General features: G+C 55.6%; 15 protein-coding genes, 1 pseudogene and 1 riboswitch. Of the genes and pseudogenes, 7 read left to right on the forward strand and 9 right to left on the reverse strand.

Annotated features, from left to right (window positions below; translation table 11 throughout):
- Window positions 1-44 precede the first annotated feature (44 nt).
- From V4U84_RS07360 to V4U84_RS07380, 5 genes are read right to left on the reverse strand one after another with little or no spacing between them, the layout of a single operon-like run.
- The gene (locus tag V4U84_RS07360) at window positions 45-1,163 is read right to left on the reverse strand and encodes a metal ABC transporter substrate-binding protein (RefSeq protein ID WP_416367225.1); all 1,119 of its coding nucleotides are present in this window, start codon (window positions 1,161-1,163) and stop codon (window positions 45-47) included.
- A gap of 2 nt (window positions 1,164-1,165) precedes the next feature.
- On the reverse strand, window positions 1,166-2,041 hold the full coding sequence (locus V4U84_RS07365; RefSeq protein WP_334076979.1) for a metal ABC transporter permease: 876 nt from the start codon (window positions 2,039-2,041) through the stop codon (window positions 1,166-1,168).
- Window positions 1,978-2,694 carry a metal ABC transporter ATP-binding protein gene (locus V4U84_RS07370; protein WP_334076980.1) on the reverse strand — a complete coding sequence of 239 codons (717 nt, stop codon included), beginning with the start codon at window positions 2,692-2,694 and terminating at the stop codon, window positions 1,978-1,980. Before V4U84_RS07370 ends, V4U84_RS07365 begins: the two co-directional genes overlap by 64 nt.
- Window positions 2,695-2,711: 17 nt before the next feature.
- Window positions 2,712-2,861: a 50S ribosomal protein L33 gene (rpmG, locus tag V4U84_RS07375; RefSeq protein ID WP_148450702.1), complete on the reverse strand. Its 150-nt coding sequence runs from the start codon at window positions 2,859-2,861 to the stop codon at window positions 2,712-2,714.
- 42 nt (window positions 2,862-2,903) lie between these two features.
- Window positions 2,904-4,118, reverse strand: coding sequence for a GTP-binding protein (locus tag V4U84_RS07380; protein ID WP_334076981.1), 1,215 nt, complete (start codon window positions 4,116-4,118; stop codon window positions 2,904-2,906).
- Between the two features lie 209 nt (window positions 4,119-4,327).
- On the opposite strand from V4U84_RS07380, the gene V4U84_RS07385 reads away from it, so the two are divergent.
- Together V4U84_RS07385 and V4U84_RS07390 are read left to right on the forward strand one after the other, a co-directional pair.
- The gene (locus V4U84_RS07385; RefSeq protein WP_334076982.1) at window positions 4,328-5,341 is read left to right on the forward strand and encodes a permease; all 1,014 of its coding nucleotides are present in this window, start codon (window positions 4,328-4,330) and stop codon (window positions 5,339-5,341) included.
- 15 nt (window positions 5,342-5,356) lie between these two features.
- Window positions 5,357-6,241 carry a TIGR03943 family putative permease subunit gene (locus V4U84_RS07390; RefSeq protein WP_334076983.1) on the forward strand — a complete coding sequence of 295 codons (885 nt, stop codon included), beginning with the start codon at window positions 5,357-5,359 and terminating at the stop codon, window positions 6,239-6,241.
- Window positions 6,242-6,419: 178 nt separating this feature from the next.
- Here V4U84_RS07390 and V4U84_RS07395 read toward each other — a convergent pair whose 3' ends face one another.
- Both V4U84_RS07395 and V4U84_RS07400 read right to left on the reverse strand, forming a co-directional pair.
- The gene (locus tag V4U84_RS07395; protein WP_334076984.1) at window positions 6,420-7,436 is read right to left on the reverse strand and encodes an ABC transporter substrate-binding protein; all 1,017 of its coding nucleotides are present in this window, start codon (window positions 7,434-7,436) and stop codon (window positions 6,420-6,422) included.
- Between the two features lie 132 nt (window positions 7,437-7,568).
- Entirely contained in the window at window positions 7,569-9,071 is a 1,503-nt protein-coding gene (locus tag V4U84_RS07400) for a copper amine oxidase N-terminal domain-containing protein (protein WP_334076985.1), read from the reverse strand.
- 191 nt (window positions 9,072-9,262) lie between these two features.
- A riboswitch (PreQ1 riboswitch) is annotated at window positions 9,263-9,306 on the forward strand.
- Between the two features lie 125 nt (window positions 9,307-9,431).
- Here V4U84_RS07400 and queC point away from each other — a divergent pair.
- The 3 genes from queC to queE are packed head-to-tail and all read left to right on the forward strand — an operon-like array spanning window position 9,432 to window position 11,381.
- Window positions 9,432-10,145 carry a 7-cyano-7-deazaguanine synthase QueC gene (queC, locus tag V4U84_RS07405; RefSeq protein ID WP_334076986.1) on the forward strand — a complete coding sequence of 238 codons (714 nt, stop codon included), beginning with the start codon at window positions 9,432-9,434 and terminating at the stop codon, window positions 10,143-10,145.
- Window positions 10,142-10,636 (forward strand): 6-carboxytetrahydropterin synthase QueD, encoded by a 495-nt coding sequence (gene queD / locus V4U84_RS07410; protein WP_334073747.1) that lies wholly within the window; start codon window positions 10,142-10,144, stop codon window positions 10,634-10,636. The genes queC and queD overlap by 4 nt, the downstream gene beginning before the upstream one ends.
- Complete coding sequence (gene queE / locus V4U84_RS07415) at window positions 10,629-11,381, forward strand: 7-carboxy-7-deazaguanine synthase QueE (RefSeq protein ID WP_334076987.1); 753 nt, start codon at window positions 10,629-10,631, stop codon at window positions 11,379-11,381. Before queD ends, queE begins: the two co-directional genes overlap by 8 nt.
- 116 nt (window positions 11,382-11,497) lie before the next feature.
- Here the strand turns inward: queE and V4U84_RS07420 are convergent, their stop codons facing one another.
- Entirely contained in the window at window positions 11,498-11,671 is a 174-nt protein-coding gene (locus V4U84_RS07420) for a hypothetical protein (protein WP_334076988.1), read from the reverse strand.
- A gap of 28 nt (window positions 11,672-11,699) precedes the next feature.
- Between V4U84_RS07420 and queF the strand changes: the two genes are divergently transcribed.
- Both queF and V4U84_RS07430 read left to right on the forward strand, forming a co-directional pair.
- Window positions 11,700-12,197, forward strand: coding sequence for a preQ(1) synthase (queF, locus tag V4U84_RS07425; RefSeq protein ID WP_334076989.1), 498 nt, complete (start codon window positions 11,700-11,702; stop codon window positions 12,195-12,197).
- Window positions 12,198-12,229: 32 nt separating this feature from the next.
- Window positions 12,230-12,954, forward strand: a pseudogene (locus V4U84_RS07430) (NAD(P)-dependent oxidoreductase).
- 88 nt (window positions 12,955-13,042) lie between these two features.
- Here the strand turns inward: V4U84_RS07430 and V4U84_RS07435 are convergent.
- On the reverse strand, window positions 13,043-13,285 hold the full coding sequence (locus tag V4U84_RS07435) for a hypothetical protein (RefSeq protein ID WP_334076990.1): 243 nt from the start codon (window positions 13,283-13,285) through the stop codon (window positions 13,043-13,045).
- Window positions 13,286-13,322: the final 37 nt, after the last annotated feature.

Below are 13,322 nucleotides of genomic sequence, written 5' to 3' on the forward strand. Positions count from 1 at the left end.
CGGCCCTGGGCCGGTCATGTTTTAGTTGGAACAGCCTATATGTACTATTCCTGAAGCGCCGCCTTCAGCGCCGCCAGATTTGAACGCATTATGCCGATATAATCCAAATTGCCGGCTTTATCCTCGTCCGTCAGTCCTTCGATCGGATTCAACACCGCGGTCTTCGCGCCAATCTCTTGCGCGATCGTCTCCGCAACCTTGGAAGAAACGATCGTTTCGAATAAGATCGTTTTCACTTTATGCTCTTTTGCGAAAGCTACGATTTCGGCCATCCGGGACGCAGACGGCTCCTGGTCCGGCGAAAGCCCGGCGATCGGGACCTGGGTCAAGCCATATGCCTTGGCCAAATAACCGAAGGCTGCGTGCTGGGTAATAAAATCCTTGCGTTTGGCATCGGCAAGACCGTCCTTAAACTCCTGATCCAGTTGCTCCAGCTTGGCGATATAGGCGTCCGCGTTTTTCTTGAATTGTTCCTTATGTTCCGGAGCGGCCTCCGACAGCCCGGCCTCAATATTGCGGACTTCCCGGATCGCCAACACGGGGGACAGCCAAACGTGAGGATCAAGGCCTCCATGGTCGTGGTCATGACTGTGCTCATGGCCCTCTTCCTGATGGGCTTCGCCTTCCGCATGTTCATGATTTTCATGGGAATGCGCCTCGGCTTCGCCTTCATGCTCATGCCCGGCTTCCTCCCCATGCTCGTGGGCGTGCTCCCCTTCGTCCTGCCCATGGCTGTGGCCTTCCGAGCTCTCCAGGACATCGATGCCGTGACTCGCTTCGATCTTGACCAGCTTATCGTTGTTTACGGCACCAAGCACCTGGTCGATCCAGCTTTCCATGCCGGCGCCATTGTAGACCAGCGCGTCCGCTTCCTCAATCTTCTTCATGTCCGAGGGCGCGGGCTCCCAGTCATGCGGCTCCACACCCGCCGGTACGAGCAGCTCGACTTCCGCCAGGCCGCCGGCAACTTGTTTGGCGAACTCATACATCGGGTAGAAGCTGGCTTGCACTTTCAGCTTCTCCCGGACCTCCGGCGCGGAAGCAGCCGTATCCCGGGCTTCCGGCGCGGCCTGATCGGCGCCTCCCGCCCCTCCTTTGGCTCCGCAGGCCGAAATCACGAGCATTAAACTAAACAGCAGGGCGGACCTTGCGATTTTTTTCATCTTCATGAGGCATTCTCCTTTGCTTTATTTTCTGAGTAGAACTGCTCCGGGTTGAGCGGATGTCTGCGTTTTTTCGCATAGACGACTCCCTTTTTCACGGTGATCCCCGTCACTAAAAACAAAAGTAATATCAGGGCAATCGTCCCTCCGGGCGGTGTATCCGTATAATAAGAAGCCGTCAGCCCGCTAAAAATACCCGCAAGCCCGGTGCCGACCGCAATGACCATCGCGGAGGCAAAGCCGCCGGAGATGCGCAGCGCCAGGGAGGCCGGCAGCACCATCAGCGAAGAGACGAGGAGAACGCCGACAATCGGCATCGCCGCGGCCACCGTCATCCCGGTCAAAACCGCGAAGGAAAAGGATAAAGCCTTCACTCGGGTTCCCGCGATCCGGGCCGTTTCCTCGTCAAAGGTCAGGTTGTAAAGCGGCCTTCTTAATACCGCAAAATAGATGAGACCCGCCGCCGCAATCCCGCCGATGACCCAGAGCTGCAGCGGGCTGACGGCCACGATGGAGCCGAACAAATAAGAACTGAAGCTTTTGTTCAAGCTTGTTTGCAGACTCATCAGCACGATCGCCAAGGCAAGGCCGGAAGTCATAATAATAGCGACCGGAACCTCGCTATATGACCGATAGGTGCGCCGCAGATATTCCACGGCGATCCCCCCGGTGACAGCGGCCGCGAACCCGGAAAGCAGCGGGTCCATGGAAACCAGCGAGCCCAAGGCCACTCCGGCCAGCGAGACGTGCGACAGCGTGTCGGCCATCAGCGCCTGCCGCCGAAGCATCAAGTAGACGCCCAGCATCGGCGCGATTATTCCGAGAAAAGCGCCGGCCCAAAACGCGCGCCGCATGAACTCGTAGTCAAACATGTCCACTCCTCGCTTTCCTGTTGCTCCAATGAGATGATCCGGTCCAGAAAGGGCTGGGCCTCCTCCAGCCCATGCGTCACCATGATGACCGTGATGCCATGCTCGGTGACATAATGCCGCATGAGCCGGTAAAACCCGCCCCGGCTCTCCCGGTCCATCCCGGTCGCAGGCTCATCCAAAATCAGCACATTCGGCTCCCCGGCCAGTGCCCGGGCGAGGCAAATCCGCTGCTTCTGTCCTCCCGACAGTTCGCCGATTCTCCGGTGGCGGTATTCCCACATCCCCACCTGCTTGAGGCAGCGCTCGACCAGCGCCTCGTGCTCCGGTCCAAACCGCTTGAACAGGCCCAGCCGGGAATAACACCCCGATTTGACCAGTTCCAGCACCGTGCTGGGGAATCCGCTGTTAAAGGAAGCGACCTGCTGCGGGACGTAACCGATCCTCAGCCCGTCTTGCCCCAGAGCCTCTTCACGGATGATCACCTCTCCCCGCCAAGGTTTAAGCAAGCCGAGCATCAGTTTCAGCAGGGTCGTTTTGGCGGCCCCGTTCGGGCCGGTAATGCCCACGAATTCCCCCGCATGTATCTCCAGGGAAATTCCGTTTAAAACGGGGGCGTCGCCATAACCGAACACCACATCCCGTACGGAAGATAGAATCATCTCAAGTCAAACCTTTCTTATCTGGTTTCTCTATGAATGGTGTATTTCTTTAGTCTTGGTGAGTATTTGCGCAATTCCAGGCGTTCCGGATGTGTTTTTTTGTTCTTGGTTGTCGTATAGTTCCGGTCGCCGCATTCGGTACAAGCCAGGGTTACCACGACCCGCATGCTGTCCACCTCCTTCATCTCTTGATTTCGCCCGTCATGTTCTTAGCGGATGCCCGCGTAATCCTCTGCGGAAATCCACGGCAGCGGATTATGAAACTCCGACCAGTCCAGCTCCATCTCCTCTGGCGTCAGCAAACACCGGTCGAGCTCCGCTTCAAGATGGCTTCGATCCATGTCCATACCGATCATGACGATTTCATTCAGGCGGTCTCCCCAAACCGGATCCCATTTGCGCCTAACCTCCGGCTCTTCCCGAAATACCGCCTGGCGGTCCTCTTCCGGCAAAGACGCCACCCACTGCCCGGCCGGTCCGAACTGAATGGAGGGTCCGGCCTGGCTTAAACTGGCGGCCAAATCTTGACCGGTGGCCAGCCATACCAGGCCTTTAGCCCGCACGACTTCCGTCGGCCATTCGGCCATAAAGCCGAAGAGCCGTTCGGGATGAAACGGCAGCTTCCGCCGGTAAACGAAGGAACTGATCCCGTACTCCTCCGTTTCCGGGGTATGCTCCTCTTTCTCCAGCTCCTTGATCCAGCCGGCGGACAAGCTCGCTTGTTCAAAATCGAACAATCCGGTATTCAAAATCTCGCCCGGGTCCACCGCCCCGTGAGCGGTGCGGATCAGCTTGGCGGTCGGCTGCAGCTTGCGGAGCACCCCTTCAAGCTCGTTCAGTTCTTCTTCATCCACCAGGTCGCACTTATTCAGAATCAGGACATCGCAAGTTTCTATTTGGTCAATCAACAAATCGACGACATCCCGGGTATCCTCTTCCCCCGCAGCCTGCCCCCGATCCAGCAAAGTTTCCCCGGAGGAGAAATCATGCCAGAACCGGTAGGCATCCACCACGGTGACCATGCAGTCCAGCTTCGCCACGGCCGTCAGATCAATCCCCGTCTCAGGATCCGCGTATGTAAAGGTCTGCGCAATCGGGACCGGCTCGCTGATCCCGGTGGATTCGATCAATATATAATCGAACCTTCCTTCAGCCGCCAAGCGCTGAACCTCCTGAAGCAAATCATCCCGGAGCGTACAGCAGATGCAGCCGTTGGAAAGCTCGACCAACTTCTCCTCGGTCCGCGATAAGTTCGCCCCGTTTTGGATCAAACCCGCATCGATATTGATCTCGCTCATGTCATTGACGATGACGGCCACCTTCATCCCGCCGCGGTGATTCAAAATATGGTTGAGCAGCGTCGTTTTTCCCGAACCCAAATAGCCGCAAAGCACAGTAACCGGAATCGTTTTGCTATCTCTCAAAAGAACAACTCCTTTGTTGTTTATTCGTAATCATTACGATTAACAAACACTACTATAATACCGCCCTCCCGGTTTGTCAACGACCGCTTCCCGAAAAAATCGGGTATCCGCTCTATTTATTTTTGTAAATTTTTCGGTTTTTCGTTCTTAAGTGCCTTCTCCTTAAATAGTAATGATTATGATTAACTGTCCAAAAGAGGGGATATCCAATGATCAACAAGCCCGCGCCGCTCCGTCTGCTTCCGGTTCTGATTCCGGCCGCGTTTACCTTGGCCTGTCTGACCGTTATTTTGCCGCAACTGCTGCCTTCCCTTGATCTGTCCTTTCTGCAAACGTTTCGGACAAGCTTCCTCGGGATTCTCCTGGAAGCCCTGCCGTTCGTGCTGTTAGGGTCGCTGTTGTCCTCGCTGCTCCACCTCTTCGTCACCGAAGAGGCGCTGGACAAGTGGATTCCCAAAAATCCCGCGGCCGGTATTCTCGCCGCCTGCGTGCTGGGGCTCGTCTTTCCGATCTGCGAATGCGGCATGATTCCGCTGATCCGCAGGCTTATTCAAAAAGGAATGCCCGTCTACATCGCCATCGTCTTTATTCTATCGGGACCGATCATTAATCCCGTCGTTTACGGCGCGACTTACATGGCTTTCCGTCTATATCCCGAAATGGTGTATGCGCGGATGGGACTGGCCTTCCTGGTGTCCGCTTCCATCGGATTCATGATTTATGCCACATGGAAGAGCTCTCCGCTCAAGCTCACCCGAAATACGATGACCCCCGTGTCCGGCGGAGGAACGGAGGTTGCGGACCGGCCTCGCGGAAGTAAATGGGCGGCCGTCTTTGTCCATACCTCCGATGAATTTTTCGATATGGGCAAATACTTGCTCGTCGGCTGCCTGATTACGGCCGGCATCCAGTCGTTCGTAGCCAAGGAAAGCCTGACGAATATCGGAAGCGGTTCGGTCAGCTCCTATATGTTCATGATGGGCTTCGCCTACCTGCTGTCCCTCTGCTCCACCTCCGACGCTTTCGTGGCGCAGACGTTTCTTACGACTTTCTCGTCCGGATCTTTGCTCGCCTTTCTTGTCTTCGGGCCGATGCTGGACTTTAAAAACACGCTGATGCTGCTTTCCGTCTTCAAAACGAAATTCGTCCTGTACTTAGCCTTTCTAATCTTTGCGGTCGTGTTTATCGGCGCCGTCGCCGTGGATGCTTTCTATTTCACATAAAAGGAGGACCCCGCCTTGAAATCCAATGCTGCCGCCGCCAAACGTCACTACCTCCTCCGCGCACTCATCCTTTTGGGCTTCGCCCTGTATATTTCTCACCTTGCCGCCTCGGGGAAGCTGCAGCTATATGTCGCGCCCGAGATGCGCCTTTGGCTCCGCTTGAGCGTCATCCCGCTGGTCCTCGTCGCCGTGACGCTGGTGTACCATGCCTTTTTCGCCAAAGGAAACGGCGCGGTGTGCGAATGCGGCTCGGATCATACCGTCACCGGTTCCGGATTCAAGCATGCGTTGGCCTATGCCTTATTCCTGACACCGCTCCTGCTGGGTCTGGTCCTTCCCGACCAGGCGCTGGACGGCGCGGACGCTTCCCGGAAAGGGATGATCCTTGGCTCGCCGGTGCTCAGCCGGGAACAGCTCGACGGCAAGTTCAAGGCGCCTGACAAATACAACGAGGAGTTCGCCGAGCTCGCCAAGCGGCTTTACGTTCAGGACGTCATTGAGGTCAAGCCGGAGATTTTTTCGGAGATGATCGGAGCGATCGAGCTTTTTAAAGAGGACTTCCGGGGCAAAAAAATCAAGCTGAGCGGCTTCGTCTATCAGAAGAAAGAGGCGCCGGAGCGGACGGAATTCGTGTTGAGCCGCTTCCTGGTGCAGTGCTGCACGGCGGATGCTTATCCGTTCGGCGTTCCGGTCATTTCTCGGGAACCGCTGCCTTCATTGCAAAATGACGCCTGGATCGAGGTCGAGGGTACCCTGCAGACCGGGGCGCATGAAGGAAAAGAAATCATCACGATCTCCGCGGAACGCGTCACCGAGATCCCCCGTCCCGATTCGCCTTATGTGTTCCTGAACAGCAACGCGGTTATGGAGTATCTTCAGAGTTTGGATCGCCCCCTTTGACCGGCTATCGGCGGCGGCCATCTTCCCTTTGAAGCTGGTCAGGCGGATAAGAGCCATATGCGGCGGACGGCCAGAGAAACCGCGGAAACCCCGCCGCGCGGATAAACAAATAAACACAGGGCTGGCGATTCGCAGTTGTGACATTGCGAATCACCAGCCCTGTGCAAGGGTTTGCGGTCTATTTTTTATTCTGGCTCAAAATAAGCTCCGTCAAAATATCAACCTGTTTCTCCAGGTTCAGACCATCCACCATCCAGAATTCTTTCATATCCAGCATATAGACATGATTGTTCTTCACGGCCGGGAGGTTCTTCCAGACCGCACCGTTCATGATTTCCTTGGCGCGCTCCGCCCCGCCGTCAGGCTCGTAAACCGTCACAAACATGTGATCGGCCGCATAGTCGGACAAGACCTCCAGGGAAATATCGATCCCCTGTCCCGAGAAGGCTTCCGTTTCAATTTTCGGCAGCGGCTTAAGCCCGAACATTTCATACAGGTTATATCCGGCGTCTCTCGTCTTAGGCCATACCCAGAAGTTTTTCGCCCAGATGGAATACGTTCCGATCTTCTCGTCCGGACCGATCACTTCCTGGATTTTCTTCCTGGCCTCTTCCGTTTTCTGCTTGTAACGGGTAATGAATTCCTCCGCTTCCTTCTGCTTGCCGAGCAATTCGCCCAGCGTTTTTACTTCCTCCAACGGGTCGATCCCTTCCCAACCGGTCGTGGCGAGCGTAACCACCGGAGCGATCTTTTTCAACTGCTCCACATTGTCCGCCGGCAAATAGGACGGCACGATAATGAGATCCGGATTGAGCTCCAGCACCTTCTCCATGGAGACGTCCCCAACATTCGCCACACCTTCGAGTTCATCCTTCAAAAGAATAGAGTTCTCCAGCGCTACAGATCCGGCGCCGACCGGTTTAACGCCGAGCGCGGCCAAATCGCCCAAGTGCGTGATGGATACGATCCGCTGCGGATTCGTCGGAACCGTCACATCCCCTTTCAGATCTTTGAACACTTTGGTTTCCGCCTGTTCGGTATTCCCGCCAGAAGCTTGATTGCCCCCGGCCTGGCTATTTTGTTCCGCCGATGTATTTCCGCCCCCTCCGCCGTTTTGGCTTCCGCAAGCGGCAAGAACGATCGAGACCAGAAGAATCGCTGTCAAAGACAACAAACTGGACTTTCTAAAACGCATATCGTTGACCCTCCATCATCATTGATAATGATTATCATTTTCCGAATCACATCATATCTCATGACAGTAGGAATTGTCCACAAAAAAGTAACCCTGTCACTGTTCTGACAGGGTTACTTTTATAGTTCAATATTATGGACGCTCAATAGTAATGAAGCCTTCGCTATCGACAGTCACCGTGGCTCCGAGCGATTCCGCGATAAAGCGCAGCGGCACGTAGGTCGTTCCATCGCTGTCCACAAACGCCGGCTGGCCCAAATTCACGGTCTGGCCGTTCACCGTAGCTTGCTTCGCGCCTATCTTCACGATAATTTGCCCGCCCGTAATATCGTCCGTAATGACGATTTGATTCGCGCCGCTGTTCCATTTTACCTGGGCATCAAATTGCTCGGACAAATAGCGGAGCGGAATGAACGAAGTGTTGTTCTTGGAAGTTACGCCGTAGTAATCATTGTACGGGTCAACGAAAATCAGTTTGTTCGTGATCTTCATCTCATTCTTCAAAAGCTTGTAAACTTCCGAATTGCTGTCAAAGTTACGCAGAAGCTGTCCCGGCGTCACTGTTCCTTCCATGACATCGAGCACCCCGGCGGCTGTATTTACCGGTTCGGCGTTCACCGTTCCCCCGATATTCCACATTTCGCTGTCCATCCGCAGCTTCACGGCCTGAATCGGCAGATCCTCGGCAGCCGGCAGAGCGATGGTCAACTCCGCATTCTCCTTGCGGATGTTTTGCTTGCTGTCAAAATAAATGCCCAGCTTCAGAACGGTGTCCTTGCCGAAAACGGTCGAGAGCTCCGGCGTCTCCGCCAAAAGATCCTTCAGGCCCTTGTCGTAATCAGCCAGCAATTTGTTCAATTCCTCTTGAAACGCAGCCGATAGCGCAGCCACGGTCGCTTCCTTGGATTCCGGCAGGAAACCGCTGGCTCCCAAATCGCCGCCCATTTCGGTCAACATTGGATAAATCACGTCGTAGGCGTTCCCGATGAGATCCTTGATGCCCTGCTCATCCTTCGCGAGGCTGGTCAGGAAAGGCTTGATCAGACCGATCAGCTCATCCCCGCGGATTTCCACCTGCAGATGCGTTAAATCCACAGCTTCTCCGTTCACCGTTTCCCGGACATTTTTCACGGAAATTTGGCTTGGGTTCGGCAAATGCTTCAGGAAAAACTCGGCAGCCTTTTCGGAAAGCTGCTGCATTTGTCCACGGTACGCCGTCATGTTCGGCATTTCGTCCATCGCCGGGTCGAGCCCTATGTATATTGGCTGTTTGGCGCCTTCAACCTGAACCGCCATGCCTTTATCGTCCATAGACAGATGGAACGGCAGCTTCTTGTCCTGGTAACCTACGGCCCCTTTTATCGAAACATGGTTCATATCCTGAACTTTCGCACTGTCTACGGTAAGTTTAATGGAATTGATAAGATCGATAACCTTCCGGTCCTCGGCGGAAATCGTCCCGTTGACCGGAACCAATTCAACCGACATGGACTGTTTGGATTCGCTGGATGTGACCTTCACACTTTGGAGCAGCGCCTTGTTGATATCAAATCCGGCTACGGCCTGGCAACCCGCAAGAACGACCAAGATCAACGCTAGAGGGAGCGCCAGCCACTTTATTTTGTTTCTTTTCATTAAAAATTTCACCTTCCTTCCTAGTTATCCTTCCATTATCATCCACGGGGTTAGGCTTGTAAATAGAGAAAAAAAGCTTTTTTTCATACTGACCCCAAATTTTACCCCAACCCCTCACGGACCCGCAGTGTGGTATAATGGTCTTCGGGGCCACGCCCCGTAACCATTGGAGAAAGTCCATGCCTCAAAGCATGGGAGAGGTTCGCGAACTCCCTCTATAAAAAACTAATGGCGCCCTGTTTTTGATGTACAGCCAGGGTTTGTTTTTTTGCGGCGAAAGTTCAAGAACTCTCTTTCTTTGGATCCGGAAGGGCCTAGCCTGGCCACGGGTTAAATCTATGAAGAATGAGAGGTTTTTTTATGCTCAAAAATGAAAAAGCACTTGTCGTGTTCAGCGGAGGTCAAGACAGTACGACCTGCCTGTTTTGGGCGCTGAAGGAGTTCCGTGAGGTTGAAGCGGTCACCTTCGATTACGGCCAGCGGCACCGCCTTGAGATCGAATGTGCCAAGGAGATTGCCGAAGAGCTCGGGGTGAAGTGGACGCGGCTCGACATGAGCCTGCTGGGCCAGTTGACCCAAAACGCGCTTACCCGAGGCGACATCCCGATTTCCCACGAGGAAGGGGAACTGCCCAGCACTTTTGTGGAGGGCCGGAACCATTTGTTCCTCAGCTTTGCCGCCGTGCTCGCCAAAGGCATCGGCGCCCGCCATCTGGTGACCGGCGTGTGCGAGACCGATTTCAGCGGATACCCGGACTGCCGCGATGCCTTCATAAAGTCGCTGAATGTCACCTTGAATCTGGCGATGGACCATGCTTTTGTCATTCATACTCCGCTTATGTGGATCGATAAAGCCGAAACGTGGAAGCTTGCCGATGACCTCGGGGCGTTTGATTTTGTCCGCGAGCGCACATTGACCTGCTACAACGGCATCCTGGGCAACGGATGCGGACAATGCCCCGCCTGCAAGCTGAGAAGAGCCGGCATGGAAACATATCTGGAAAGACGGAACGCGGCCCGAAGCGCTATAGCGGCGGAAGCCGCGCCACCGGTCCGGAAGGAGGATTCCCGATGAGCCGGATGCCCGGAGAATTCCGCATTGTCGACAAGCTGCAGGCGCTGGGCCGGGACATTGACGAAAGCCAGCTCCGCTATCACCGGCGCCGCGTGCTTGTCAGCAAAGAGTTTACGTTTGACGCGGCCCATCATTTGCATGCCTATGAGGGGAAATGCAAAAATCTGCACGGCCACACGTACAAAGTCGTCTTCGGCCTCAGCGCCATCCCCGACAAGCGGGGGATCTCTATCGATTTCGGCACGATCAAGCAGATCTGGAAGGCGGAAATCGAAGGCTTCCTGGATCACCGCTACTTGAACGAGACGCTGCCTCCGATGAACACGACGGCCGAAAATATGGTCGTATGGCTTTACGAAAAGATGGAGGCGGCCTTAAACTCGGAGCGCTACCGCGATGCTGCGGCGGAAGCGCGGACCGAGTTCGTTCGGCTGTATGAAACGCCGAACAGCTATGCCGAAGCGAGACGGGAGTGGATGGGCGATGAATAACGCGGAACGCGCCTCATCGCCGCCGATCCCCGTCCTCGAAATCTTCGGCCCGACCGTCCAGGGCGAAGGCATGGTCATCGGCCAGAAGACCATGTTCGTCCGCACGGCGGGCTGCGATTACCGCTGCGCGTGGTGCGACTCCGCCTTTACCTGGGACGGCAGCGCCAATGCGCATATCCGCCGGCTGACCCCGGCGGAAATCCTCGGCGAGCTGCGCGCCCTCGGCGGCCGCCGCTTCTCGCACGTCACGCTGTCGGGCGGCAATCCCGCCCTCCTGCCACAGCTTGCCGGCCTGGTGTCCCTGCTCCGCCGCGAAGGCTTCGCCGTGGCGGTCGAGACCCAGGGCTCCCGCTGGCAGGATTGGCTGGCCGAGATCGACCAGGTGACGATCTCGCCGAAACCGCCCAGCTCGGGCATGGACACCGACTGGGCGGCGTTGGACGACATCGTCGCGAGGCTCGCGGCCCGTCCGGCCCCCTTGGCGGTGAGCCTTAAAGTCGTCGTTTTTGACGATGTCGACCTGGCTTACGCCAAGCGGGTGCATGCCCGCTACCCGGGCGTGGCGATGTATTTGCAGGTCGGCAATCCGGACGTGCGGCGGATGGACACCCTGGCGCATGCGGCGGATTTGCTGGACCGCTACGAGCGGCTGATCGACCGGGTGATGGACTCGGCCGACCTGAACGAGGTGCGGGTCCTGCCCCAGCTCCACGCGCTGGTGTGGGGCAACAAGCGGGGGGGTTGAGGCCCCGCTCTGGAATTGCTGTTTCTTTGGCTGGCTGCTGGTTCAAATAACGGGATTTTGTCCCGCTAATTTGGCGCGATACGGCTGGAGAAACAAATTACCTGGAAAACATCCAGCTAATTTGCCCGAAATTGCGTTGATCGTCGATTGGGCGCCGAAATAGATGGAACTTTTCCAGCTAAATCGAATCCAAGGGCCAAGAACGGAATTTTAACGGGAGAAAATCCAGCTATTCCAGCCTTTCCAGCCATAGCTATTTCGATTTCCAGCGTCAGCAACTCAGCAGACACTAATTTTCCCACCTAAGGAGGCTTTTCAATGTCAGGAAGACAGCCGGAAGACATGCAGCATGTAACCCTGCTTGGCAATCAAGGGGTCAAATACCCCGTCACATACGCGCCCGAAGTGTTGGAAAGCTTCGATAACAAGCATCCGTACCGGGATTACTTCGTCAAATTTAACTGCCCGGAATTTACGAGCCTCTGTCCGATCACGGGACAGCCGGATTTCGCCACCATTTATATCAGCTACATGCCGGACATCAAAATGGTGGAGAGCAAATCGCTGAAACTTTATTTGTTCAGTTTTCGAAATCATGGGGATTTTCACGAGGATTGCGTTAATATTATCATGAACGATCTGATCCGGCTGATGGACCCCAAATATATCGAAGTATGGGGTAAATTCACGCCGCGCGGCGGCATCTCCATCGATCCTTACTGCAATTACGGCCGCCCCGGCACCAAATACGAGACCATAGCGGAGCACCGGCTGCTGAATCACGACATGTATCCCGAAAAAGTGGATAACCGCTAGGCGGCCTCCGGATCAGAAGGAAGGAGTTTTGCATGAAGCCGACTATTTTTGTAGCCCGTCACATTCCGGATGAGGCGGAAGCCTATCTGAAAGAACATTGCCTCGTGGACAAATGGGTAGGTGGCGGCCCGATTCCGCGGGAACGCTTGCTCGAACGCCTGGGAGAAGCGGAAGGTCTCTTGACCTCCAGCGTGGAAATCAACGCCGAACTGCTTGCCCACGCTCCCCGTTTGCGGGCCGTGAGCACCATAAGCGTCGGATACAACAACTTCGATTTGGCGGCGATGAGGGCCAGAGGCATCATCGGCATGAACACGCCGGAAGTGCTGGACGAAACGGTCGCCGATCTGATCATGGGCCTGATCCTGTCGACGGCCCGCCGGATTCCCGAACTGGACCGGTATGTCAAAGAAGGCCGATGGCGGCGGGGCGACGACGAGCTGGGGCGGCGGAATTTGCCCTGATGAAGAAAACGGCGATTTTCATCAATGCTTCCCGCGGCGCCACCGTGGACGAGTCCGCTCTCATCGAGGCGCTGAACAGCGGGCGGATTTATGGAGCCGGCCTGGACGTGTTTGAGCATGAGCCGGTTGCGGCGGACCATCCGCTCCTTTCGATGCCGAATGTGGTGACTTTGCCGCATATCGGCTCCGCGACGGAGAGTACGCGAAACCAGATGGCGATGGTCGCCGCCCAAAACCTGGTCCTCGCGCTGAAAGGGCAAGCGCCCCCGAACATAGTCAAGGAACTGAAGTAGACGCTTCGGCTATCATAAAAAATCCTCCGGTTTCCACGTCCGAGCAGGCGGACAATGGGACGACCGGAGGATTTTTCTGTATAATGGCTTACTCGAAGCCTGTATGGTACTTGCGCTCGCTGGAGGACGCCTGTTTCGTCGCTTCCTTGTCCCGTTCCTCCCGAACCTCCAGGTTCAAGTCCTCGACAGGGATCGGATCGACATTTTGCTCGCTTTCATGGAGATCGAACAGGCTGGGCTGATCCGTGGGATATTGCTCGGGGTGGTCTCTACCCGGCAAGCTCCCTTCTCTCGCCCGCGGGTCATCCGGCTTTCTTTTTGCATCCGTCATCCTACTCACCTCGTTCGGGGTATTAATTCCTTTATAC

This window comes from Paenibacillus sanfengchensis (genome assembly GCF_036864765.1).
Taxonomy (GTDB): domain Bacteria; phylum Bacillota; class Bacilli; order Paenibacillales; family Paenibacillaceae; genus Fontibacillus; species Fontibacillus sanfengchensis.

What these genes read in the sequence shown, in the direction of transcription:
- V4U84_RS07360 (WP_416367225.1), bottom strand. Translation starts at nt 1,163, where the DNA reads ATGAAAAAAATCGCAAGGTCCGCCCTGCTGTTTAGTTTAATGCTCGTG.
- V4U84_RS07370 (WP_334076980.1), bottom strand. Translation starts at nt 2,694, where the DNA reads ATGATTCTATCTTCCGTACGGGATGTGGTGTTCGGTTATGGCGACGCC.
- rpmG (WP_148450702.1), bottom strand. Translation starts at nt 2,861, where the DNA reads ATGCGGGTCGTGGTAACCCTGGCTTGTACCGAATGCGGCGACCGGAAC.
- V4U84_RS07385 (WP_334076982.1), top strand. Translation starts at nt 4,328, where the DNA reads ATGATCAACAAGCCCGCGCCGCTCCGTCTGCTTCCGGTTCTGATTCCG.
- V4U84_RS07395 (WP_334076984.1), bottom strand. Translation starts at nt 7,436, where the DNA reads ATGCGTTTTAGAAAGTCCAGTTTGTTGTCTTTGACAGCGATTCTTCTG.
- V4U84_RS07400 (WP_334076985.1), bottom strand. Translation starts at nt 9,071, where the DNA reads ATGAAAAGAAACAAAATAAAGTGGCTGGCGCTCCCTCTAGCGTTGATC.
- queC (WP_334076986.1), top strand. Translation starts at nt 9,432, where the DNA reads ATGCTCAAAAATGAAAAAGCACTTGTCGTGTTCAGCGGAGGTCAAGAC.
- queD (WP_334073747.1), top strand. Translation starts at nt 10,142, where the DNA reads ATGAGCCGGATGCCCGGAGAATTCCGCATTGTCGACAAGCTGCAGGCG.
- queE (WP_334076987.1), top strand. Translation starts at nt 10,629, where the DNA reads ATGAATAACGCGGAACGCGCCTCATCGCCGCCGATCCCCGTCCTCGAA.
- queF (WP_334076989.1), top strand. Translation starts at nt 11,700, where the DNA reads ATGTCAGGAAGACAGCCGGAAGACATGCAGCATGTAACCCTGCTTGGC.
- V4U84_RS07435 (WP_334076990.1), bottom strand. Translation starts at nt 13,285, where the DNA reads ATGACGGATGCAAAAAGAAAGCCGGATGACCCGCGGGCGAGAGAAGGG.